The sequence below is a fragment of the Pseudoflavonifractor hominis genome (assembly GCF_014288125.1).
Lineage (GTDB): Bacteria > Bacillota > Clostridia > Oscillospirales > Oscillospiraceae > Pseudoflavonifractor_A > Pseudoflavonifractor_A gallinarum.
Window position 1 is genome coordinate 180,716 of the sequence record NZ_JACOPR010000001.1, and the last position, 21,897, is coordinate 202,612.

General features: G+C 60.9%; 21 protein-coding genes, 1 tRNA gene and 1 pseudogene. 15 read left to right on the forward strand and 8 right to left on the reverse strand.

From position 1 onward, the window contains the following. Window positions 1-89 precede the first annotated feature (89 nt). A complete protein-coding gene (gene hprK / locus H8S34_RS00905; protein ID WP_101693493.1) occupies window positions 90-1,034 on the reverse strand; it encodes an HPr(Ser) kinase/phosphatase in 945 nt (314 codons plus the stop codon). 205 nt (window positions 1,035-1,239) lie between these two features. Between hprK and rpmB the strand changes: the two genes are divergently transcribed. Next, the gene (rpmB, locus tag H8S34_RS00910) at window positions 1,240-1,428 is read left to right on the forward strand and encodes a 50S ribosomal protein L28 (RefSeq protein ID WP_101693494.1); all 189 of its coding nucleotides are present in this window, start codon (window positions 1,240-1,242) and stop codon (window positions 1,426-1,428) included. A gap of 123 nt (window positions 1,429-1,551) precedes the next feature. Here rpmB and proC read toward each other — a convergent pair. From proC to H8S34_RS00925, 3 genes and pseudogenes are all read right to left on the reverse strand, one after another. Then, window positions 1,552-2,364, reverse strand: a pseudogene (proC, locus tag H8S34_RS00915) (pyrroline-5-carboxylate reductase); the annotation flags it as partial. A gap of 64 nt (window positions 2,365-2,428) precedes the next feature. Beyond that, window positions 2,429-5,485, reverse strand: a complete 3,057-nt coding sequence (locus tag H8S34_RS00920; protein WP_186962797.1) for a M56 family metallopeptidase — start codon at window positions 5,483-5,485, stop codon at window positions 2,429-2,431. 3 nt (window positions 5,486-5,488) lie between these two features. After that, window positions 5,489-5,869, reverse strand: a complete 381-nt coding sequence (locus H8S34_RS00925; RefSeq protein WP_186962798.1) for a BlaI/MecI/CopY family transcriptional regulator — start codon at window positions 5,867-5,869, stop codon at window positions 5,489-5,491. 232 nt (window positions 5,870-6,101) lie between these two features. Here H8S34_RS00925 and H8S34_RS00930 point away from each other — a divergent pair, with 232 nt between their 5' ends. Continuing rightward, the gene (locus tag H8S34_RS00930) at window positions 6,102-7,295 is read left to right on the forward strand and encodes a coenzyme F420-0:L-glutamate ligase (RefSeq protein ID WP_101693498.1); all 1,194 of its coding nucleotides are present in this window, start codon (window positions 6,102-6,104) and stop codon (window positions 7,293-7,295) included. A 55-nt stretch (window positions 7,296-7,350) separates the two neighbouring features. Here the strand turns inward: H8S34_RS00930 and H8S34_RS00935 are convergent, their stop codons facing one another. Further along, complete coding sequence (locus H8S34_RS00935; RefSeq protein ID WP_186962799.1) at window positions 7,351-7,971, reverse strand: flavodoxin family protein; 621 nt, start codon at window positions 7,969-7,971, stop codon at window positions 7,351-7,353. Window positions 7,972-8,140: 169 nt separating this feature from the next. Here H8S34_RS00935 and H8S34_RS00940 point away from each other — a divergent pair, with 169 nt between their 5' ends. The 8 genes from H8S34_RS00940 (at window position 8,141) to H8S34_RS00975 (ending at window position 14,644) form a co-directional block, all read left to right on the forward strand. Then, window positions 8,141-8,452, forward strand: coding sequence for a hypothetical protein (locus H8S34_RS00940; RefSeq protein WP_101693500.1), 312 nt, complete (start codon window positions 8,141-8,143; stop codon window positions 8,450-8,452). A gap of 175 nt (window positions 8,453-8,627) precedes the next feature. Beyond that, entirely contained in the window at window positions 8,628-8,837 is a 210-nt protein-coding gene (locus tag H8S34_RS00945) for a cold-shock protein (RefSeq protein ID WP_186962800.1), read from the forward strand. Between the two features lie 58 nt (window positions 8,838-8,895). After that, window positions 8,896-9,180, forward strand: coding sequence for a zinc-ribbon domain containing protein (locus H8S34_RS00950; protein WP_101693502.1), 285 nt, complete (start codon window positions 8,896-8,898; stop codon window positions 9,178-9,180). 118 nt (window positions 9,181-9,298) lie between these two features. Continuing rightward, complete coding sequence (locus H8S34_RS00955) at window positions 9,299-9,484, forward strand: hypothetical protein (RefSeq protein WP_101693503.1); 186 nt, start codon at window positions 9,299-9,301, stop codon at window positions 9,482-9,484. A 137-nt stretch (window positions 9,485-9,621) separates the two neighbouring features. Continuing rightward, window positions 9,622-10,047: a MarR family winged helix-turn-helix transcriptional regulator gene (locus H8S34_RS00960; RefSeq protein WP_101693504.1), complete on the forward strand. Its 426-nt coding sequence runs from the start codon at window positions 9,622-9,624 to the stop codon at window positions 10,045-10,047. Window positions 10,048-10,065: 18 nt separating this feature from the next. After that, window positions 10,066-11,811, forward strand: coding sequence for an ABC transporter ATP-binding protein (locus H8S34_RS00965; RefSeq protein ID WP_186962801.1), 1,746 nt, complete (start codon window positions 10,066-10,068; stop codon window positions 11,809-11,811). Then, window positions 11,795-13,618: an ABC transporter ATP-binding protein gene (locus H8S34_RS00970; RefSeq protein ID WP_186962802.1), complete on the forward strand. Its 1,824-nt coding sequence runs from the start codon at window positions 11,795-11,797 to the stop codon at window positions 13,616-13,618. Before H8S34_RS00965 ends, H8S34_RS00970 begins: the two co-directional genes overlap by 17 nt. 171 nt (window positions 13,619-13,789) lie before the next feature. Further along, on the forward strand, window positions 13,790-14,644 hold the full coding sequence (locus H8S34_RS00975; protein WP_207724860.1) for an undecaprenyl-diphosphate phosphatase: 855 nt from the start codon (window positions 13,790-13,792) through the stop codon (window positions 14,642-14,644). Between the two features lie 114 nt (window positions 14,645-14,758). Here H8S34_RS00975 and H8S34_RS00980 read toward each other — a convergent pair whose 3' ends face one another. Both H8S34_RS00980 and H8S34_RS00985 read right to left on the reverse strand, forming a co-directional pair. Then, window positions 14,759-15,238, reverse strand: coding sequence for a phage holin family protein (locus H8S34_RS00980; RefSeq protein ID WP_101693508.1), 480 nt, complete (start codon window positions 15,236-15,238; stop codon window positions 14,759-14,761). A gap of 240 nt (window positions 15,239-15,478) precedes the next feature. Further along, window positions 15,479-15,712: a hypothetical protein gene (locus tag H8S34_RS00985; RefSeq protein WP_101693509.1), complete on the reverse strand. Its 234-nt coding sequence runs from the start codon at window positions 15,710-15,712 to the stop codon at window positions 15,479-15,481. Window positions 15,713-15,953: 241 nt separating this feature from the next. On the opposite strand from H8S34_RS00985, the gene pepF reads away from it, so the two are divergent. The 5 genes from pepF (at window position 15,954) to H8S34_RS01010 (ending at window position 20,295) form a co-directional block, all read left to right on the forward strand. Then, window positions 15,954-17,759 carry an oligoendopeptidase F gene (pepF, locus tag H8S34_RS00990; RefSeq protein ID WP_186962803.1) on the forward strand — a complete coding sequence of 602 codons (1,806 nt, stop codon included), beginning with the start codon at window positions 15,954-15,956 and terminating at the stop codon, window positions 17,757-17,759. 151 nt (window positions 17,760-17,910) lie between these two features. Further along, a tRNA-Ala gene (locus H8S34_RS00995) sits at window positions 17,911-17,986 on the forward strand. A gap of 198 nt (window positions 17,987-18,184) precedes the next feature. After that, window positions 18,185-18,823: a flavodoxin family protein gene (locus H8S34_RS01000; protein WP_101693511.1), complete on the forward strand. Its 639-nt coding sequence runs from the start codon at window positions 18,185-18,187 to the stop codon at window positions 18,821-18,823. Window positions 18,824-19,048: 225 nt separating this feature from the next. Continuing rightward, the gene (locus H8S34_RS01005; protein WP_366485530.1) at window positions 19,049-19,825 is read left to right on the forward strand and encodes a threonine/serine exporter family protein; all 777 of its coding nucleotides are present in this window, start codon (window positions 19,049-19,051) and stop codon (window positions 19,823-19,825) included. Then, window positions 19,822-20,295 carry a threonine/serine exporter family protein gene (locus tag H8S34_RS01010; RefSeq protein ID WP_186962804.1) on the forward strand — a complete coding sequence of 158 codons (474 nt, stop codon included), beginning with the start codon at window positions 19,822-19,824 and terminating at the stop codon, window positions 20,293-20,295. Before H8S34_RS01005 ends, H8S34_RS01010 begins: the two co-directional genes overlap by 4 nt. 83 nt (window positions 20,296-20,378) lie before the next feature. Here the strand turns inward: H8S34_RS01010 and rpoN are convergent, their stop codons facing one another. Beyond that, window positions 20,379-21,737, reverse strand: a complete 1,359-nt coding sequence (rpoN, locus tag H8S34_RS01015; protein WP_101693513.1) for an RNA polymerase factor sigma-54 — start codon at window positions 21,735-21,737, stop codon at window positions 20,379-20,381. Window positions 21,738-21,897: the final 160 nt, after the last annotated feature.

The following is a 21,897-nucleotide window of genomic DNA, read 5'->3' on the forward strand; positions in this document are numbered from 1 at the left end:
CCTCATTTTTGCATAATATTTCTATCAATATGAATAAAAAACAGACCAGGCAACAAGTCGCCCGGTCTGTCTCTTACTGTATCGAAGGCTTAGAAATTTCCCATCGCCTGGTCAAAATGGCTCTCAATCTGCTTGGTGAACTCCAGCGCGGAATTGAAGCCCATCTTTTTGTGGCGGTTGTTCATGGCCGCCACCTCAATGATGACTGCCAGGTTACGGCCCGGCTTCACGGGAACGGTGATGGTGGGCACCTTGACGTCCAAAATGTCCACATAGAGCTCGTCCAGTCCCAGACGGTCATAGACCGCATCCTCGCGCCAGGGCTCCAGGTTGATGACCATGTCGATCTCGGTCTCTTCCTTAATGGCGATCATACCGAAGATGCGGCGCACATCCACCACGCCGATGCCCCGCAGCTCGATATAGTGGCGGATCAGCTCGGGAGCGGTGCCCATCAGGCTCTTGTTGTTGACCCGGCGGATCTCCACCGCATCGTCCGCGATCAGACGGTGGCCGCGCTTGACCAGCTCAATGGCGGTCTCACTCTTGCCCACGCCCGAGTCGCCCAGCAGCAGCACGCCCTCGCCGTAGACCTCCACCAGTACGCCGTGGCGGGTGATCCGGGGGGCCAGATGGTTATGCAGGGACGTGACGATGGCGCTGATGAGTACCGACGTGGTCTCATTACTGCGCAGCACAGTGCGGTTGTATTTCTCCGCCATCTCCATGCACTCGGGGAAGGGCTCCATCCCGCGGGCGATGATGAACGCCGGAATCTCGCTCTGGAAGAGGGTTTCAAAGCGGATGCTCCGCTCCTCCGAGGTGATGCCGTCCAGATAGGTGCTCTCTACCAGGCCGATCACCTGGATGCGCTGGGCATCAAAGTAATCAAAAAATCCCGTCAGCTGAAGACCGGGGCGGTTGATATCCTCCGTGGAGATAGGAAGATCGCGGTACCCCTCCGCACCCCGCAATACCTCCAGATTGAATTCATCAATGAGACTACCTAGCTTGACGCTCAACGGCGTAGACATGGCTGGTCCCTCCCTGCTCGTGTAATGAGTCGCGCGTGTCTTAATATGGGATTAGTATACCACGTCTTCCAGCCCTTTGGCAACTCTCCCACAAGATGAGATCGAGTTTTTTTAAATTCCCTCTTGCATTTTCTCCTCTTTTCTGCTATTATATCGTTCGATGCTTTAAGAAGCGTGATATCTGCAAGCGAGGAGGTTTAAGCGAATGGCTAAATGTGAATTCTGCGACAAGGGCGTTGTGTTCGGTATCCAGGTCTCCCACTCTCACCGCCGCTCCAATCGTCCCTGGAAGCCCAACGTGAAGCGCGTCAAGGCGGTTGTCAATGGTACGCCCAAGCACGTCTATGTGTGCACCAGATGCCTCCGTTCGGGTAAGGTCACCCGCGCTGTGTAATTTGATTACCACAGAAAAGAAGATCATGAGTCTGTACCGTTTCGGTACAGACTCATTTCTTTTTTCACGCCAAAAGGGGCCGGACCCGCTCTCTGGAGCGGTCCGGCCCGTTTTCCGATTCGGTTATGCCTTGCCCAGGGCGGTGTTTTTCTTCCAGGCAGCCTCCACTGCATCCAGCACCGCGCCGCGGAAGCCATGCCGCTCCAGCACCGCCACACCCTCAATGGTGGAGCCGCCGGGCGAGCACACCGCATCCTTAAGGGCACCCGGATGCTCCCCGCTCTCCAGCACCAGCGCCGCCGCGCCCAGCATGGTCTGGGCCGCAAACACCATGGCCTGCTTCCGGGGCAGGCCCGCCAGCACGCCGCCGTCGGCCATGGCCTCCAGGAAGGGATAGACAAAGGCCGGTCCGCATCCGGCCACCGCCGAAAAGGCGTCCATCAGCCGCTCCTCCAGCCGCTCGATCCGGCCGGCCCCGGCCAGGATGGTCTCCACCGCCGCCAAGTGTTCCTCCGCCACGCCGGGGGCGGCGCACAGCGCGGTCATCCCCTTTCCGATGGCGCTGGGGGTGTTGGGCATGATACGCAGGATGGGGAACCCTTCCGGGGACCAGGAGGCCAGGGTCTCGGTGGTGAGTCCGGCGGCCATGGATACCAGCACCTGACCCCGGGTGAGGACCGGGGCGATCTCCTCCAGCAGCTGGCGCACCATGTGGGGCTTGACACCCAGGAAGAGATAGCGGGCGCTCTCCGCCGCCGCCCGGTTGTCCTCCGCCACGGAGCAGCCGGTCTCATCCGCCAGGGCCTGGGCCTTGGCCGGGGTCCGGTTGGAGAGGATCACTTCTTCCGCCCCCACCGACCGGCAGGCCGCCCGCACCAGCGCACCGCCCATATTTCCCGTTCCCAAAAATGCTGCCTGCTTCATCCTGCAAGACCTCGCTTTCTTTTTTTGACCAGTTTACCACACCATCCCCGTTCCGGCAATGCTTTCCAATGTCCGGTCAGGTAGTAAAGGTACCGTGCCAGACCCCGTCCCCCCGTTCCAGCCGGACCGCGAGGGGGTCCTCACCGTCCCGGAAGTAGACGGAAAAAGAGATCTGGTCCTGGATGTGTGATCCCAGGACACAGCGGGCCATCTCACTGGTTCCATATGCTCCATAGGGTGCGTTGGCATGCTCCCGGGCCAGCCACTGTCCGGCCCAGTCCTCCGCCAGTGCCTGGGGGCTGCGCCCATCCGCCATCAGCGTGAAAGAGACGCTCTCCTCCCGTTCCAGCCGGGCGAATGCCGTCTGAAAGACCTCCCACAGCCCCGGTGCGGCGTAGAAGCTCTCCTCCTCTCCAACGCACACCCGAATCAAGTCGCTGTCCCGCCAGGCGCTGACCGTCGGGTGGTCTCCCCGCCCATAGGGAAACAGGGTGAGTTGGTCACCAGCCGGAATCTCTTGTACCGGCACCGGCTGGTCCAGCGCCTCCTCCACCTGCCGCCAGAGCGCGCTGTCATCATAGACCGCCACGCTCCCGCCAGAGGCGCCGTTCCGCTCCCAGCCCAGATCGGCCGCTCCATCCACCGCCATGCCTCCGGTGCCCAGCTCGCTCACCTGCCAGCGGGCACCGTCCCGCCGGAGCATGACCTCTCTTCCCCAGCCGTACCAGCCCGTCCAGTCGCCGGAGAGCTCACCCAGCCCGGAACCGGCCTGATAAATTGAGTTCTCCACCGACTCCGGTGGGATGGAGAGCGCCAGACTGACCGTCCCCGCTAAGGCGTCCTGCCCTTGGTCGGCCACATCAAAGATGCCGCTGCCCAGACTTCTGGCCTGCGAAACTGCAAAGCAGCTGCCCGGCGTCAGCCCCCGGATATGGGCGGCCAGGGCCTCGCTCAGCCGGCGCATGGTGCGGGCAGGGGGCTCCCCCTCTTCCACCGGGAGGGTAAGGGCGTAGAAGTCGGCCTCCCGTTCGTCATACCAGAGCCGGAGCTGACCCGCCACCCCAGGGTCGGTATCCGAGGGGTAGTGGGGCTCGGTCCGATACCAGTCCGTCCGCCCGTCCGCAGTCCACGCCACCTCTGCCCGCCCCGCCGTACCGCGGAGCGAGAACCCCGCTCCGTCGGTCAGGGTGACGGTATAGTCGCTGTCCATCTCCTCGCCGCCCGCCTGGGGGTACCAGTCATAGGACTGGGTAAGGACCTCCAGGGGCAGCTCCCCGCGCGAAAGTGGGAGGGTAGTGGTCTCCACGCCCGCCTGCTCCAGCGTCAGAAAAAGAGGCTGCTCCTTCCGGGCCTCCAGCTCCTTCTGAAGGGCGGAGGCGGCCGACACCTCTGTACCGCTCTCCCGCCGCAAGGCGTCCACCAGCGCCCCCACTTCCTCTTCGGTCACCGAGACCATAGACTCCGGCCGGACATACTGCCACCCAAAGGCCTCCTGCCAGTAGTCCAGTAGGACCTGCTCTGGGTCGGACCACGCCGCCTGGTTCTCCTGCTGCTGCCGGGCATAGTACTCCTCCATGGGGACGCTGTACGCGCCCTGAGGATGGACGATCCGGTTATCGCCCTGCCCGGTGATCCAGCGGTCCACGCACCAGATGCCCTCCTCCCCCTGCTCAACAGGTTGGGAGAGCACAAAGTAGTATTCCGTCCCGCCCGGCAGCACTGCTTTGGCCAGCCAGTGCTCCCCAGGGAAAGTGCAGGCCGCCTGGAAGGACTGCCAGCGGGGGTCCTCCTCCACGGGAATGGTCCCGGCAGATGCTTTCACTGCCTCGGCCAGCCACGCTGTCACTTTCTTCTGGGCCGCCACGTAACTCTCCTGATTGGCTGGGTCAAACTGCACATCGGTGGGAGTCTGGAGGATGTAGTACTTCCCCTCCCCGCTTACGCCCAGGTAGTCCCAGCCGCCGGTCATCTCCCGGCTGTCGTATTCCCGCTCAAAGAATGCCCGCTCCACCGCAAAGAGGGAGCAGAGATAGCCGCCATAGTCGCTCTGGTAGTCAGGTGCATGGTAGCAGACCAGGAGGGTGTCCTCACTTGGATTCCGCTCCAGCACCACGGTGTCCGCCAGTTCCTCCGGCAGCTCTGCCAGACGCTCCTCCAGCGTGGGCGTCTCCTCCGTCCGGGCGGTAAAGGTACACACCGCGGCGATGCCCGCCGCCAGGACTGCCACCGCCAGACCAGCGGCCAGCATGCGGGGCCTGCGGGTAATGCGCGTTACCCGCTCCCGGATGGCGCTTCGGCGTCCCGCCATGGTGGTGGCGGTCTGAAGGAGGTCGTTGGGCGAGGCTCCTACCGCTACCAGATCCACCAGAGTGCGGCCGTAGGGGATGCGCTCCTCCTCTCCCAGCCAGGCCACTGTCCCCTCATCACAGGCCAGCTCACAGTCTCGCCGGGAGAGCGCTGCCGCCACCCAGACCAGCGGGTGGAACCAGTAGAGCGCCAGACACAGGCACCGCAGCCAGGCCCACAGCGGGTCACCGTGGCGCAGATGGGTCCTCTCGTGGGCCAGCACATGGCGCATCCGCCGCTCATCCTCCAGACAGGGCGGGGTCACATAGATGGCCGGGCGGAAGAGTCCCACTACACAGGGGGATGGAAGCCCCTCGGCCACATACAACGGCACCCTTCCCGCCATCTCCAGTCGCCGCGCCCCCCGCAGCCGGACACGCAGGTGCAGGTTGACCAGAAGGAACCACACCGCCACGGCCAGGGCGCCTGCCCCCCAGACCACCGGCCAGAGCTCCGGTCCGGCCTCTGTTTCCACAGACTGGGCAGGCGCCTCCGGCCGGGACTCCGGACGGATCTGCGGCAGGACCGGGCCTCTCTCTGGCTGCACGGGGTTCTCCGCCGGTGCGGCCGGAAGCCGACTCAGCGTCTCTTCCACCACCGGCGCGGAAGGCACCACATTCATGACACTGGCCGGGCTCTCCACCAGTCCCACGGGCAGGAGCAGACGCAGTGCCACCAGCAGCCACAGCCCGTACATCACCCGGGCGCTCACCCGGCCCCGCAGCAGAAAGCGCAGGGCGCACAGCACCAAAATCAACACCGACGACGTGACCATCCGTTCCAGCATGATCTACCCCTCCTTCTGTTCCTCCAGCAGGGCATAGAGCGCGTCGATCTCCGCCCGGCTCAGCCGCTCCCGCCGCACCAGGCTGCTCACCAGCAGGCCCACACTGCCGTGGTAGGCCCGCTCCAGCAAGGATTCCGTCTCGGCGGCAGCCGCCGCCTCCCGCTCCACCGCCGGATAAAATGTCTTGGTCCGTCCGCCCTCCGTGTGGCGGATGAACCCCTTTTCCTCCATGCGCCGCACCATGGTGGTCACCGTACTCTTGGCCCAGCCCGCCCGCTCATGCAGCGCCCGCACCAGCTCCATCAGGGTGGCCGGGCCCTCCCAGAGCACCTCCATCACCCGCCATTCGCTCTCACTCAGACGCAGTCTGCTTTCCTGTCCCATATTCTTTCCTCCTTTGGTCTACTCTTGTAAACCTAACGTATCATTTTGGACTACAACTGTCAACTACATTTTGGTTACAGTTGGTCCCTCTCCCCTGTTTTTCCCGGGAGGACTGCAATCCGTCCAGTTTTTATTTTACATTTTCCGAGAATTATAGTATAATAGTTGTGCTCTTCTGTCAGAAGAGCACAATCTGTGTTTTGATTTGAATGAGTAATAGGAGTGTTGCAACATGAGCCGGATGGTCGGCACCATTTCCAGGGGCGTCCGGGCCCCCATTATCCGCAGCGGAGATGATCTCTCCCAGATCGTGCCCGCATCCGTCCTGGAGGCCGCCGCGGAGGACGGTTTTTCTGTCCGTGACCGGGACATCATCGCGATGACGGAGGCCATTGTGGCCCGTGCCCAGGGCAACTACGCCTCGGTGGACCACATTGCCGCCGATGTGCGCGCCAAGCTGGGCGGCGAGACCATCGGCGTCATCTTCCCCATCCTCAGCCGCAACCGCTTTGCCATCTGCCTGCGCGGCATCGCCAAGGGCGCCAAGAAGGTGGTGCTGATGCTGAGCTATCCCTCTGACGAGGTGGGCAACCATCTCATCGATGTGGACGTGATGGACGAGAAGGGCATCGATCCCTACCAGGACGTGCTCACCCTGGAGCGGTACCGGGAGCTGTTCGGGTACACCACCCACCCCTTCACCGGCGTGGACTATGTGGCCTACTACGCCGACCTCATCCGGGAGAGCGGCGCCGAGGTGGAGATCATCTTCGCCAACGATCCCCGCGCCATCCTCAAGTACACCAAGAACGTCCTGGCCTGTGACATCCACACCCGCAAGCGCACCAAGCGCCTGCTCAAGGCTGCGGGCGCCGAGCGGGTCTTTGGTCTGGACGACATCCTGACCGCCCCCGTGGACGGCAGCGGCTACAATGAGAAATATGGTCTTCTGGGCTCCAACAAGTCCACCGAGGAGACGGTGAAGCTCTTCCCCCGGGAGTGCCAGGACCTGGTTGAGTCCATTCAGAAGATCATGCTGGAGAAGACCGGCAAGCACGTGGAGGTCATGGTCTACGGCGACGGCGCCTTCAAGGACCCTGTGGGCAAGATCTGGGAGCTGGCTGACCCGGTGGTCTCCCCTGCCTACACCGCTGGTCTGGAGGGCACTCCCAATGAGCTCAAGCTCAAGTACCTGGCCGACAACGACTTTGCCGACCTGTCCGGCGAGGCCCTGCGGGACGCCATCAAGGCGGAGATCCAGAAGAAGGACGGCAGCCTGGTGGGCAAGATGGTCTCCGAGGGCACTACTCCCCGCCGTCTCACCGACCTGATCGGCTCTCTGTGCGATCTGACCTCCGGTTCCGGCGATAAGGGCACCCCCATCGTCTACATCCAGGGTTACTTCGACAACTATACCACCGAATAACCGCAGAACAAAAAGGCCCCCGCGGCAAAACCGCAGGGGCCTTTTCTCCATTTGCTCAGCGGATGAAGTTGGTCCGCGCCTCCCGCTCGGCGGCCGGGGGCTCCACGCCCTGAGCCCGGCCCAGCTCGATGCAGCGCAGCAGCCAGGCCATATTCCGCCCCAGATTGCGCATGATCTGAAGTCCTTCCCGGTCCTGCTGCACCTCTTCCGGCCGGGTTCCATGGACCATGGGCCAGTAGGTGGAGGAGACCACCGGCATCTGGGAGATGGTGAAGTACTTGGTCAGCTGATCCAGCGAGGCCGTCGTGCCCGCCCGCCGGGCCGAGACCACCGCCGCAGCAGGCTTGTGGGCAAAGCACTTTCCGGCATAGAAGGCCCGGTCCAGAAAGCTGGTGAGCGCGCCGTTGGCCGAGGCATAATAGACCGGGGAGCCGACGATCAGGCCGTCCGCCCCCTCCATCTTCTCCAAAAAGGAATTGACCTCTCCGCTGGGGAGAACACATCCCTTTCCGGCGGCGCACCCGCCGCAGCCGGCACAGCCGTGGATGGCCTGCGTCCCGATCCAGAAGATCTCGGTCTCCACGCCGCACTGCTCCAGCATATCGGCCGCCTCCCGCAGCGCTGTATAGGTACACCCTTTTTCGTGGGGGCTTCCGTTGAGCAACAATACCTTCATATTCGCTTCCTCCTGTTCTGATGGGGCGGTGGGATGGCATCCTCCTCCGCCTCCCTCCTATTATATATATGGAGGGGGACACATTGGGACCACTCCGTCCCATCGTCTGCTTCCATTATACCGCACTTTCCCGCTTCCGTACAAATCCAATCCCGGAGGTATTCCACTTATGCCCGACGATATTGTCACATCCATTCAAAAGATGCACCAGGGTATGGTCACCTTTACCGCGGAGGAACTCCTCCAGATCTATGAGACCGCCCGCTCCACCGATCTGGAGGCCCTCCGCTCCGCCGCCCAGACCCTCTATCCCGACCGGAAGGACGACCGGGGCCTCCCCCCCATCGCCGTCTGGGAGGGGGGTGGACGTGCCTTCCCCTATGGTCCCCACGGGGATTACTGCCGCCCCGCCTTTACCATCACCAGCCCCCTGTGCCGGATGCTGGGGATCATGGAGGACGGGACCCCGCACTTCTATTGATCCGGGCCTCTCAAAAAGAAAAAAACTTTTCCTTGACAAGTCTATCCCGCCGTGCTATACTAAGCAAGTATTCAAATGTAGTAATTGATCGGCGCCTATGGAGTCAATTTTTCATTTTGACTTCATAGGCGCCGTTTTTTTGCTCAGTTATCCTGCTGGAAAGGAGGTATGTTCCATGCAAGGTACTGTCAAATGGTTTAACGATGAGAAGGGCTTCGGCTTTCTCTCCAACGACGGCGGCGGGGAAGATGTGTTTGTGCATTTTTCCGCCATCCAGACCGAGGGTTTCAAATCCCTGACTGAGGGCCAGAAAGTCACATTCGAGGTCGAGCGGGATCCACGGGATTCCCACAAACTGCGCGCAGCCCGCGTCTCCCTGGTGTAAGGGAGTGCACTTACACCGAACCCATTGAAATTTTTTATATTTAAAAGAGGTATGTTTTATGTTCCAAGACAAGATGATCGTTTGCAAAGATTGTGGCCAGGAGTTCACCTTTACCGCCGGTGAGCAGGAATTTTTCGCAGAGCGCGGCTTCCAGAACGAGCCCCAGCGCTGCAAGTCCTGCCGTGATACCCGCAAGGGCGGCGGCGGTTCCAGCAGCCGGGACAGCCGTCCCGCCCGCCAGATGTATGATGCCGTTTGTGCCTCCTGCGGCGTCTCCTGCAAGGTGCCCTTCGAGCCCCGCAATGACCGCCCGGTCTACTGCAGCGATTGTTTCCGCCGCTGATCCCAGATGCCGCGCACCCGAATCGGGTGCGCGGCATTTTTTGTGCATGGGATTGGAGATTCTTTTCACGGTTGTAAGCTCCCCGCTCTGGATATACTAGCGATGAGGTGATTTGATTATGAGACCATCCTTTTCGCCCGACGCGGCCTTCCAGAGCTGTCTGCAATCCCATCCTTCCGCCGCGCGCTTCTATCAGAATTGTTCTCCCCAGCAGAAGCAGGCTATCCTGAATCAGCTCCACCAGCTCAGCACACCCCAGCAGGTGCGCTCCTTCGCGGCCCATCTGCCCAGCGCGGCACTCTGAGCACGTTTCCTCTCTCCCGCCCCGCGGACATTGGTCTGCGGGGCGGATCGTTTGTCCCGGCGTATTGACTTTTCTCCCCCGCCCTCCTATAATCATTCCATGTCAATAATTGATATATCAACAAAGGAGGTATCCCGATGGAATATGCCGTCCATGTTCTGCTGGCCCGCACCACCCACGCCGTGCAGAACCATCTTCGGCCTCACCTGAGTAAGCTGGGCCTCTCCCTGGGTCAACCCAAGATCCTGCGCTGTCTGGTCCATCTGGGCCCCTGCTCTCAGCGGATGCTGGCCGACTGCTGTGAGGTGGACCCCTCCGCCATCTGCCGCATCCTGGATACATTGGAGCGGGATGGCTTTCTGACGCGCCGTCCCTCTCAGACCGACCGGCGCACCGGCGAGGTCTCCATCACCGACAAGGGCCGGGAGGCCTTTGCCGCCTGGGAGGACCAGTGTCAGACACTGGAGGATCAGATGCTGCACGACTTCTCCCCGGAGGAGCGCGCCCAGCTCCGGGACTTTCTCACCCGCGCCTACCGAAACGTGGGCGGACGCCTGCTGTGAGTGGGGGAGGAATGCGGTATGAAAGACTTGAAGCATATTTTTTCCTATCTGAAACCCTATCGCCGGGATCTCTTTCTGGCCATCTTTCTGGTCTTTGTGGAGTGTGTCTTTGAGATGCTTATCCCGCTGCTCATGACCGACATGGTGGACATCGGGGTGGCCAACCACGACATTGCCTTTCTCCTCCAACAGGGCGGAAAAATGGTGCTCTGCGCCGTCCTGGCCCTGGTGACCGGTCTGCTCTATGCCCGCTATGCCGCCCGGGCGGCCTATGGCTTCGGCGCGGAGCTGCGCCAGGCGGAGTACCGCCGGCTCCAGGACTACGCCTTCTCCAACCTGGACCGCTTCTCCACTCCCTCCCTGGTCACCCGCATGACCACCGATGTCACGGTCATGCAGAATGCGGTAAACGCCGGCCTGCGCCCCCTGGTCCGCAGCCCGGTCATGCTCTTTATGGGAATCGGTCTGGCCTTTTTCCTCAACCCGAGCCTGGCCCTGGTCTTTGTGCTCACCGCCCCCATTCTGGGCATCATTCTGGCCCTCATCGTACACAAGGTCAGCCCCCTCTATCGCCGGCAGCAGCAGGCGGTGGACCATGTCAACGGCCGCCTGCAGGAGAGCTTCACCGCCATCCGGGCCGTCAAGGCCTTTGTCCGGGGCAGCTATGAGACCGAACAATTTTCCAAGGTCAACGATGAGCTGACCGACGCCAGCCGGGACACTTTCCGCCACGCGGTCCTCAACCTGCCCGCCTTTCAGGCGGTGATGTACACCGCCATCGTGCTCATCCTCTGGCAGGGCGGGAAGCAGATGCTGGTGGGCGGAATGCTGGTAGGCGATCTGACCGCCTTCCTGAGCTATGTGCTCCAGGTGATGAATTCCCTGATGATGATCTCCAACGTATTTCTCCTCCTCACCCGCTCTCTGGCCAGCGCCCGACGCATCCGGGAGGTGCTGGAGGAGGTCCCCGCGCTCACCGACGCCGCCGCTCCGGTGGGGCCGGTCCCCAATGGGGAGATCGATTTTGAGGATGTGTCCTTTCAGTATGTGCAGGGCGCGCAGACCTATGCCCTCTCCCATGTAAACCTCCACATCCCGGCCGGGGCCACGGTGGGCATCCTGGGCGGCACCGGAGCGGCCAAGACCACACTGGTCCAGCTCATTCCCCGCCTCTATGACGCCACCCTAGGCACCGTCCGGGTGGGCGGACACGATGTGCGGGACTATGACCTTGGTACGCTCCGGGACGCAGTGGGCATCGTTCTGCAAAAAAACGTCCTCTTTTCGGGCACCATCCGGGACAATCTGCGCTGGGGCGACCCGGATGCCGACGACGATACCCTCTGGCAGGCCTGCCGCATGGCCTGCGCGGACGAGTTCCTCTCCCGGATGCCCGACGGACTGGACACCGATCTGGGACAGGGCGGCGTCAATGTCTCGGGCGGGCAGAAGCAGCGCCTGTGCATTGCCCGCACTCTCCTCAAGCGGCCCAAGGTCCTGATTTTTGATGACTCCACCAGCGCGGTGGATACCGCCACCGAGGCCAGCATCCGCCGAGCCCTCTCCTCCCTCTCCGATGTGACCAAGATCATCATCGCTCAGCGCGTCACCTCCGTGATGCAGGCCGATCAGATCATTCTCCTGGAGGACGGCAGGGTCCACGCCGTGGGCACCCACGATCAGCTTTTGCGGAGCGATCCCATCTACCAGGAGATCTATGCTTCCCAGATGAAAGGAGGTCAGAACGATGGCCAAGCCCTTTAACGGAAAACGCCCCCAGGACCTGGGGCAGACCCTGCGCACCTTCCTCTCCTATCTGGGCCGGCACCGGGTGCTGCTCATCCTGGTGGGGATCCTGGCCGCGGTCAGCGCCTCCGCCAGTCTCCTGGGCACCTATATGATCAAACCCATCGTCAACCAGGTCATGGAAGAGGGCAGCCTCTCCGGTCTGGCCGTGGGGGTGGCCATCGCCGCCGCCATCTATGCTACCGGGGCCCTGTCCACACTGGGCTACACACAGATCATGGTCCGGGCAGCCCAGAAGGTCCTCAGCGACATCCGCCGGGATCTCTTCGCCCATCTCCAGACCCTCTCTCTGCGCTTTTTTGACAGCCAGCGCAAGGGGGAGCTGATGAGCCTGTTCACCAACGACGTGGATACCATCTCTGATGCCCTGAACAACAGCTTTGCCATGCTAATCCAGAGCTTCATTCAGGTGGTGGGCACGCTGGCCCTTCTCTTCCTCCTCAACTGGCGGCTCTCCCTGATCGTGGTGGTGGGCTACGGCGGGATGTTCCTCTACATCCGGTACAGCGGCCAGCGGAGCAAATATTACTTCAAGCGGCAGCAGGAATACCTGGGCGAGCTGGACGCCTACATCGAGGAGATGGTGGCAGGACAGAAGGTGGTCAAGGTCTTCCGCCATGAGGAGGCCAACCTCCAGGGCTTCCTGGAACGCAACGAAAACCTGCGCCGGGCGGGAACCAGTGCCCAGAGCTTTGCCGGTACCATGATCCCCGCAGTGGTCAGCATCTCCTATATCAACTATGCCGTCATCGCCGTTCTGGGCGGGATCATGGTGATCCTGGGCTGGTCGGATGTGGGCAGCCTGGCCAGCTATCTGGTCTTTGTCCGTCAGTCCGCCATGCCCATCAACCAGTTTACCCAGCAGGGGAATTTCCTCCTGGCCGCCCTGGCCGGAGCCGAGCGCATCTTCGCCGTCATGAAGGAGGAGCCAGAGATCGACCAGGGCTCTGTGGAGCTGGTCCGCACGGAAGGAGGTCCTTCCCCGTGGGCCTGGCGGGACCCGGCCCAGCCCGGTGCGCCCGACGTGCCCCTCCGGGGGGATGTGCGCTTTGACCATGTGCAGTTTGGATATGAGCCGCGGCAGACCATCCTCCACGACCTCTCCCTCTACGCCAAGCCGGGTCAGAAGATCGCCTTTGTGGGCTCCACCGGCGCGGGCAAGACCACCATTACCAACCTCATCAACCGATTTTATGAGGTGAGCGGCGGCACCATCACCTACGATGGGATCGACGTCCGGCGCATCCGCAAGGACCACCTGCGCCGCAGCCTGGGTATGGTCCTCCAGGACACCCACCTCTTCACCGGCACCATCGCGGACAACATCCGCTTCGGCAAGCTGGATGCTACGCAGGAGGAGATCGAACGGGCTGCCGTCATCGCCAACGCCGACTCCTTCATCCGACGGCTCCCCCAGGGCTACGATACGCTGGTCACCGGGGACGGGGCCAACCTCTCCCAGGGTCAGCGTCAGCTCCTGGCCATCGCCCGGGCCGCCGTGGCCGATCCCCCGGTGCTCATTCTGGACGAGGCCACCTCCTCCATCGACACCCGCACCGAGTCTCTCATTGAGCAGGGGATGGACCGGCTGATGGAGGGGCGTACTGTCTTTGTCATCGCCCACCGCCTCTCCACCGTGCGCAATGCCGACGCCATCCTGGTTCTGGAGCAGGGCCGGGTGGTGGAGCGGGGCAGCCACGCCGAACTGCTGGCGCAAAAGGGCATCTACTACCAGCTCTATCACGGCATGTTCGAGCTCTCCTGACCCTCGCTTTCTGCGGAACTGTTTGGGGGCGGGGACCAGAATGGTCCCCGCCCCTTCTCTTTTCTGTGGCGCAATCCGCCCGGTTCTGCTTGTTTCTCCCGGCGCGGCATGGTATACTTGGCAGTTGACCGGTGTTTCCGGTCAGACCCCGTCATATGAAAGGAGCGTCCCATGTTTATTCTGGAACTGTTCAAGTCCCTGCTGTTCGGCGTTGTGGAGGGCATCACCGAGTGGCTGCCCATCAGCTCGACCGGGCATCTCATTCTGCTGGATGAGTGCATCCAGCTGCGCGTGTCCACCGAATTTATGGATATGTACCGCTACGTCATTCAGCTGGGCGCCATTCTGGCCGTCCTGGTCCTCTTTTTTCACAAGCTCAACCCCTTCTCTCCCCGGAAAAATACCTTGCAGCGCACCCAGACCTGGACGCTCTGGGGAAAGGTCGTGCTGGCCTGTATCCCCTCGGCCGTCATCGGACTGCCTCTGAATGACTGGATGGACACCCACCTGATGACCCCCTGGGTGGTGGCTGCCGCCCTGATCGTCTATGGTGTGGGCTTCCTAGTCATTGAAAACCGGCATGCCGCCCCCACTCTGCGCCGCACGGACGATCTCTCCTGGAAAATCGCCCTGTACATCGGTCTCTTCCAGACCCTGTCCATCATCCCCGGCACCTCCCGCTCCGGCGCCACGATCCTGGGCGCCATTCTCCTGGGCTGTGCCCGCCCGGTGGCCGCAGAGTTCTCCTTCTTCCTGGCGATCCCCACCATGGTGGGGGTCAGCGTGCTCAAGCTGGGCTCCTTCTCTGCCAAAAAGCTGATGGCCGGTCAGGCTCTCTTTACCGGAGAAGAGGCCGCCATCCTGCTGGTGGGATTCGTGGTCTCCTTCCTGGTCTCCCTGCTGTGCATCCGCTTCCTGATGGACTTCGTCAAGAAGCATGACTTCAAGCCCTTTGGCTGGTATCGCATTGTCCTGGGCGTGATCGTGCTGCTCTTCTTTGGCGCCCGCGCCCTTCTGACAGCCTGATCCAGCCATTCCTGCTTGGTATCTATAATATCTCAGCAAGATTCTTATTGCACAAAAAAGATCCACCGTTTTCCCGGTGGATCTTTTCTTTTTAAGATACTTTTGTTCTGTATTCTATTTCTTTTCCTCCGTGGGGAGGCTTTCTCCTACCTGGTCGACCGCGTTCTTTCCCGCCTCCAGCAGCTTGGGCAGCCAGCGTGGGACCGGCGCGCCCATGGCCATGGCGTTCTCCCCGATGGAGCCAAGCTCCGTAATGCAGTACCACACCAGCACCAGTGGACAGACCAGTCCGCGGTAGGTCATGGGAAGCTGGATGACCGGAAGCTGGTCCAGCACCAGGCAGAGCAGCAGATCCGCCCCGGCGGCCACTAAAACCACCACGATCATACCCGCCTTATGCCAGATCCCGTCCCGGGCGGTCTGGGAGGACCACTTTCCCGCCTTGGCCGCCGCAGCCGAGCCTGTGATATAGTCCAGGCACATACAGCCCAGCCAGCCCACAACGAGCCAGCCCAACCACCCCCAGAAGGCGGTCAGACCGCCCAACAGAGCGGTCCCGGCGGCTTTCCACGCTTTCACATGATTCAGATCCATATCCATCACCTCCTTTCACTCCACCTGTGCCTTGGCATGGAACGGCCCGCCGCAGCCAAGTTCCCTCCGGACCGGAGGCCGGCGCATACCCTCTATGGCAATGCTATGCTCCGCACAGCGCGAAGGTGTGCCGCGGCAGAACCTCTCGGTACGTCCCATGTTCCAATCCATCTCCATCGTACCTTCCTCTCTTTCCTCATTTCTCCGCCCTTTGGCGGTCCAATCTCCCCTCTCGGGGCTTCAGCAGATGTACTTGCGATTGCGCCAGTAGGACGGCTCATAGTAGTGGCGCAGGGTGTTGCCGATCTCCCGCGTCTCCCGGAGCATCTGACGCAGCAGCCGAAGATCGTGCTCCATCGCCTTCTGCTCCTCGGGCAGCAGCTCCGGCAGGAGGCGGCTGCGGCAGGCAATATCCTGTTTCAGCCGCTCCGCCTCCTCCAGATACCGCTCTGATAATTCCAGCAGTGTTGCCATATACTCCTCCCTTTTAGCTCTTTTTAAGATACTTTTTGTTTGAAAAAAAGAGCCATACAAAACCTTTCTTAAATATCTTGTCAGGATACCAATAGTATACTCAGCCAAAAGCATCTTGTCAAGATACTTTTGAGTTTTTCTTTGCCCATTGTGATATGCACTCCGCCGTGTTACCATACTAATCGTGTGGTGTACCCTGTTTTCCAACCCACCTTATCATTCTGAAAAGGAGGCTCTCTTCATGCCTGACCATAAAACGATCCCCCTCCGCAGTGAAATTCCGGAGGCCTATACCTGGAATACTGCCGACCTCTATCCCACGGACGACGCGTGGCATACGGATGCCCAGCTCCTCCGCACCCAGATCGACACCCTGGGCAGCTATGCCGGGCGTCTGGGCTCCGGCGCGGATACGCTGTACGACTATGTCACACTGGAGCAGGAGGCCGGCGAGCGGCTCTCCAAGCTGCTGGACTATGCCCAGCGCAAAAGCGACGAGGATACCCGCGTAGACACCTATCAGGCCATGGTGGGCAAGGCCATGTCCCTCTATGTGGACTTCCTGCGCGCCACCGCTTTTGAGACGCCGGAGGTCCTCTCCATTCCGGAGGAGCAGCTGGAGGCCTTCTATGCCCAAAAGCCGGAGCTGACCCTCTACCGCCGCTATTTCCACAACATCCAGCGCCGCCGTTCCCATACCCTCTCGGACGCCGAGGAGCGGCTCCTGGCCGCCGCCGGTGACATGGCCCAGGCCCCGGATGATATTTTCTCCAAGCTGACCGACGCCGATCTCACCTTCCCCCCGGCGGTGGACAGCCAGGGGGTGCAGCATCCTCTCTCCAACGCCTCCTACACCCTCCTCATGGCCAGCGAGGACCGCGCCCTGCGCAAGTCGGCCTTCGAGGGGCTGTATGCCTCCTACGGCGGAATGAAGAATACCCTGGCCGCCACGCTGTCCTCCCAGGTCAAGCAGCTGCAATTCTTTGCCACCGCCCGCAAATACCCCAGCGCCCTCTCCGCCTCTCTGGATGCCAATCACGTTCCGGAATCGGTCTATCACACCCTCATCCGCACGGTCCGGGCCAATTTGGACAAGATGCACCGGTATGTCCGCCTCCGCCGGAAGCTGCTGGGGGTGGATGAGCTGCATATGTATGATGTGTATGCTCCCATGGTCTCGGGCGGTGTTACGGCCTTCCCCTACGACCAGGCCAAGGAGACCGTCTACCAGGCCATGGCTCCCCTGGGGGAAGAGTACCAATCCATCCTCCGGGAGGCGCTGGATCACCGCTGGATCGATGTGTACGAAAATGTGGGGAAGCGCTCGGGCGGATACATGTCGGGTGCCATGGTCCACCCCTATATTCTCCTCAACTATCAGGATGATCTGGACAGCATGTTCACCCTGGCCCATGAGCTGGGGCACGCCGTCCACTCCTACCGCTCCAACCGGGACCAGCCCACGGTCTACCGGGACTATGTGATCTTTGTGGCCGAGGTGGCCTCCACCTGCAATGAGACCCTGCTGATGGAGCATCTGCTCGCCCGTACCTCCGACAAGCGCTCCCGCGCCTTCCTCATCAACCATTTCCTGGAGCAGTTCAAGAGCACCCTCTACCGGCAGACCATGTTTGCGGAATTTGAGCTGCGCATGGGCGAGCTCGCCGCCCAGGGGGAGACCCTGACCGCCGACCTCCTGTGCCGGGAGTACAAGGCCCTCAACGAGGCCTATTTCGGTCCCGACATGGTCTCGGATGACGCCATCGCCCTGGAGTGGTCCCGCATTCCCCACTTCTACTACAACTACTATGCCTTCCAGTATGCCACCGGATATTCCGCCGCCATCGCGCTGTCCCGCCGCATCCTCTCCGGCGGACCCCAGGCCGTGGAGGACTATCTGCACTTCCTCTCCGGCGGATGCAGCCAGGACCCCATCGACCTGCTGAAGGGCGCCGGGGTGGATATGACCTCCCCCCAGCCCATCCAATCCGCACTGGACCTGTTCGATCAGCTGCTGGATGAGATGGAGTCCCTCATGGAGGCGTAATTTTCCCAAGGCTCCGGGCGGACAAATTGGTCTGCCCGGGGCCTCTCCAAATTTATCTGTTCTTTTTTCAATTTAGGGTTGACAAATGCGTCACGAAACGCTATAATATCCAACGTTGAGTCGCCGGTCCGGCGGCGCGATAAGTGAATATGGGGGTATAGCTCAGCTGGGAGAGCGCTTGAATGGCATTCAAGAGGTCAGCGGTTCGATCCCGCTTATCTCCACCATGAAAAGACTTGAAACTTCGGTTTCAAGTCTTTTTTGCGTTGGGCGCTCTGCTAAATTGCACAAGTTTTACACTTCTCTTTTGGCTGCTCCTAGAAAATTTCACAGATACCACTTGCTTTTTTTTGCACTTCGTCGTATACTCTTATTATGACTTTTGCCTTTTGGCAAACGGAGAATATGAAAGGTAGGGAATTCGGATGGACAAAGTCAAGCTTTTGTTGGTTTGCGGCAGTCCCCGCCCAAAGGCGCGTTCCGCCACCTACGCCGGTCTGATGGCTGCGATGGAGGGAGCTCAGAGCATCGATGGGGTCGAGGTGGAACTGGTGGAGCTCTTCGGCCGAAAAATCGCACCCTGTATCCATTGCAACAAGTGTCTGCGGGACGACTCGGACCGCTGCACGGTATTCCACGATGATATGGACGAACTGTATGATAAGTTCTTCCAGGCGGACGGCATCATCATCGGTTGTCCGGTCTATGATATGAACGTCACTGCCCAGCTGGCACAGTTTTACAGCCGCTTCCGCTCTTCCTGGAAGCTGAGCGTCGACAACACCTCTTTCTTCCAGTACAAGGTGGGCGCCGGTATCGTGGTGGGCGGAACCCGCAACGGCGGACAGGAGGCGGTGCTCCGCTCCATCCACAATCTGTTTTCCACCCACGGCATCAACATCTGCTCCTGCGGCGGCGGAATCTACGGCGGCGCCATGCTGTGGAATCCCGGTGACGGCTCCACGACCATGGACGATCCCATCGGCATCGATAACTGCCGGACGCTGGGCCGGAAGGTGGCCCAGGTGGCCAAGGCCCTCAAGGCCGGACACGAGATGGTATAAAAAACGGCCGGGAACACACGCTTTTTCCGATCTGCAAAAACCGGGGACAGGCAGCCTGTCCCCGGTTTTTTTCACGTCCGTGTAGGGCGCGGAGCTTCTCCCCCGCCCTGGTCGAATTCCTCAGAATCCGCTGTGATACCGCTGGCTTTTTCTCCACTTGACAAAGCGGTCGGTTTCTAGTACCGTTATACCCGCAAAGGGAGTGGAAAAAGGAGTGGGGGCTCTGTGAGTCAAAAGGAATTGTTTGATCTGGTCCTTCTGTTGGGGGAGACCATGCTCTCCAACGGAGGAGAAATTTTTCGCACCAATGAGCTGATGGTCTACGCCGCCCGGCAGTTCGGTCTGCGGGAGTGCAGCGTCTTTACCATCGCCAACGGTATTTTTGTCTCTGCCATTGTGGAGGGCGAGCTCTATTCCTGTCAGGTACGGCATATTCCGCTCACCCCCATCCACCTGGAGCGGGTGGAGGCCATGAACGATCTCTCCCGGCGGATTGCGGCCGGTGTGGTTGGTCCGGAGGAGGCCAAGGCCGAAGTACACCGCATTCGCGCCATCAAGGGCGCGGGGCCAGTGGCCCTCACCCTGGCTTCCGCTCTGGGCGCCGGCGGATTCGGTTTTCTCTTCGGCGGAAATCTGCGGGACTGCGCCATGTCCGCCCTGGCCGGGCTGCTGCTCTATGTGTTCATCCTCAATTTCTGCAACCGCTTCCACATCCGCAAGGTGATGACCAATATCCTCAGCAGTGTGCTGGTCACGCTGTTCTGCTGCGTGGCGCTCCACCTGGGGCTGGGAGACCATCTGGACAAGATGATCGTGGGCGCCATCTTCCCTCTGGTGCCCGGCGTGCCCCTTACCATTGCCGTGCGCAATTTTATGGAAAATGATTATATCGCCGGTCTGGTCCGTCTGACGGACGCCGTACTGGTCGCCGGCTGTATCGCGGTCGGCGTGGGCTGCGTCATCACGACCTGGAATACGCTCTTTGGAGGGATCGTCCTATGAATCTCACCCATTTTCTTCTGGAGCTGGTGGCCGCCGCGGTGGGTACCGTCGGCTTTTCCATTCTGTTTCAGGTAGCACCCCGTCATTTCCCCTTCTGCGGCCTGGTAGGGGCCATCGGCTGGCTGGTTTACCGGCTGGTGCAGTGGAGCTCCGACTCCACGCCTCTGGCCACCTTTCTGGCCACCCTGGTCCTGACCGCATGCGCCCGGTGGTTCTCCACCCTGCGGCGGACGCCCACCCTGGTCTTTCTCCTCAGCGGTATCTTTACACTGGTGCCCGGAGCCTATATCTACTATACCGCGTACTATATCTTTATGAACCAGCCGGATGAGGCGGTGGCCCAGGCCTATACCACGCTGATGTTTGCCGTGGCCATCGCGCTGGGAATTTTGGCGGGCTACTCGCTCCCCGCCCGGCTCTTCGGCTGGCGGCGCAACGTCAATCCGCAGGACGGAAACAATCCGCAATGACCTTCGCCCTCTGTTTAGAAAAGCGTCCCGATCTCTCTGTGTCGATACACAGTGGAAGATCGGGACGCTTTTTTCCATTCCGTTTAGGCAAAGAGCTTTCGGCCGCTGGTACAGGGGATGTTCATCTCCTCCCGGTATTTGGCCACCGTGCGGCGGGAGATCTGACAGCCCTCCTCGGTCATCAGCTCACACAGATGCTGGTCGGAGAGGGGCTTATGCTTGTCCTCCTCGTCGATCAGCCGGCGCAGAAGGGCCTTGGCCGTATCGGGAGACATGCCCTCGCCGCCCTCCCCCAGCTTGCGGGAAAAGAAATAGGAGAGGGGATAGAGCCCCTTGTCACACTGGAGGTACTTGTCCTTCACTGCCCGGCTCACCGTGGACTCATGTACGCCCACCACCTCAGCCACGTCAGACAGCGCCAGCGGCAGCAGATGCCCCGGTCCCTGGCGGAAAAATTCCTCCTGGAACTTCAAAATACATTTCGCGCAGGACAGCAGCGTACTGCGCCGCTGCTCGATGCTCCGCATGACCCATTTGGCCTGGCGCACTTTATCGGACAGATAATTCTGTACCTCCTGCTCTCCGCATTCCCGGAGCATCCGGGTATAATACCCGCTCAGGCTCAACTCCGGAAAGCACTGGTCATTGGGATATACTTCAAAATGGTCATACTCCCACACCACCCGGAGATCGGGCGTGATGTAGTGGGGCGCCTCCCGACCGGCAAACCCCGCGCCCGGGCGGGGATTCAGGGTGCGGATACGGTCACAGGCCGTCCGCACCTTCTGGGCATCGGCTCCCACACGCCGGGCGATCAAGCCGTACTGGTTGCGGGCCAGCGGCTCCAGACACTCCTGGGCGATCCGCAGGGCAAGCAGATCTCTGGGATAGAGCCGCCGCAGCTGGATACACAGGCACTCGGACAGATTGCGCGCGCCCACCCCCGCAGGCTCCAGACTCTGGAGATGACGCAGCCCCTCCTCCAGATCGGCCATCGGCAGACCGGAATCCTCGGCCAGGACTTCCAGTGATTCATCCAGCCAGCCGCTGCGGTCCAGACTCTCGGCCAGGAAGATCACACTCTCCCGGATGGCGGGATCCAACTCCATCCCGCGGATCTGAAAGAGGATGTGCGCATACAGCGTCTCCTCCTCCCCCTGGTCCACGCCGTAATTCTCCAGCGGGCGGTCCTCGTCATCCTGTTGGTAGTAAGTACGGTTCTGCCGGTCATTGCTCTCCAGCCACTCCAGCTTCCGCCGGAGGAGCTCCCCGTCCTCTTCCCCCGAGTCAAAGCGGTCCTCCCGCTCCAGCACCGGGTTCTCCTGAAGGGTCTTGTCCACAAATTCCATCAGTTCCTGTGTCCCCATCTGGAGGATCTCCATGGACTGCATCATCAGGGGAGAGAGCGTCTGCGTCTGTTTTTGTACAAGGTTCAGTTCCATTCATCTCACCACTTGGCGGCAGCCCCATGGCACCGCATCTCTTTCTCTACCAATTCTCTTGCTTTTTTGCCTAATAAATCCAGCTAATATACCGGATTCCTGCGCTATTCTCGACATAGTATAGCATGGCCCTGTACATATTTCAATTCCCATTTATGAG

Bases quoted from the DNA above. Each gene is read 5' to 3' on its own strand.
- hprK (WP_101693493.1), bottom strand. From the start codon at position 1,034: ATGTCTACGCCGTTGAGCGTCAAGCTAGGTAGTCTCATTGATGAATTC.
- rpmB (WP_101693494.1), top strand. From the start codon at position 1,240: ATGGCTAAATGTGAATTCTGCGACAAGGGCGTTGTGTTCGGTATCCAG.
- H8S34_RS00920 (WP_186962797.1), bottom strand. From the start codon at position 5,485: ATGCTGGAACGGATGGTCACGTCGTCGGTGTTGATTTTGGTGCTGTGC.
- H8S34_RS00925 (WP_186962798.1), bottom strand. From the start codon at position 5,869: ATGGGACAGGAAAGCAGACTGCGTCTGAGTGAGAGCGAATGGCGGGTG.
- H8S34_RS00930 (WP_101693498.1), top strand. From the start codon at position 6,102: ATGAGCCGGATGGTCGGCACCATTTCCAGGGGCGTCCGGGCCCCCATT.
- H8S34_RS00935 (WP_186962799.1), bottom strand. From the start codon at position 7,971: ATGAAGGTATTGTTGCTCAACGGAAGCCCCCACGAAAAAGGGTGTACC.
- H8S34_RS00940 (WP_101693500.1), top strand. From the start codon at position 8,141: ATGCCCGACGATATTGTCACATCCATTCAAAAGATGCACCAGGGTATG.
- H8S34_RS00945 (WP_186962800.1), top strand. From the start codon at position 8,628: ATGCAAGGTACTGTCAAATGGTTTAACGATGAGAAGGGCTTCGGCTTT.
- H8S34_RS00950 (WP_101693502.1), top strand. From the start codon at position 8,896: ATGTTCCAAGACAAGATGATCGTTTGCAAAGATTGTGGCCAGGAGTTC.
- H8S34_RS00955 (WP_101693503.1), top strand. From the start codon at position 9,299: ATGAGACCATCCTTTTCGCCCGACGCGGCCTTCCAGAGCTGTCTGCAA.
- H8S34_RS00960 (WP_101693504.1), top strand. From the start codon at position 9,622: ATGGAATATGCCGTCCATGTTCTGCTGGCCCGCACCACCCACGCCGTG.
- H8S34_RS00965 (WP_186962801.1), top strand. From the start codon at position 10,066: ATGAAAGACTTGAAGCATATTTTTTCCTATCTGAAACCCTATCGCCGG.
- H8S34_RS00970 (WP_186962802.1), top strand. From the start codon at position 11,795: ATGGCCAAGCCCTTTAACGGAAAACGCCCCCAGGACCTGGGGCAGACC.
- H8S34_RS00975 (WP_207724860.1), top strand. From the start codon at position 13,790: ATGTTTATTCTGGAACTGTTCAAGTCCCTGCTGTTCGGCGTTGTGGAG.
- H8S34_RS00980 (WP_101693508.1), bottom strand. From the start codon at position 15,238: ATGGATCTGAATCATGTGAAAGCGTGGAAAGCCGCCGGGACCGCTCTG.
- H8S34_RS00985 (WP_101693509.1), bottom strand. From the start codon at position 15,712: ATGGCAACACTGCTGGAATTATCAGAGCGGTATCTGGAGGAGGCGGAG.
- pepF (WP_186962803.1), top strand. From the start codon at position 15,954: ATGCCTGACCATAAAACGATCCCCCTCCGCAGTGAAATTCCGGAGGCC.
- H8S34_RS01000 (WP_101693511.1), top strand. From the start codon at position 18,185: ATGGACAAAGTCAAGCTTTTGTTGGTTTGCGGCAGTCCCCGCCCAAAG.
- H8S34_RS01010 (WP_186962804.1), top strand. From the start codon at position 19,822: ATGAATCTCACCCATTTTCTTCTGGAGCTGGTGGCCGCCGCGGTGGGT.
- rpoN (WP_101693513.1), bottom strand. From the start codon at position 21,737: ATGGAACTGAACCTTGTACAAAAACAGACGCAGACGCTCTCTCCCCTG.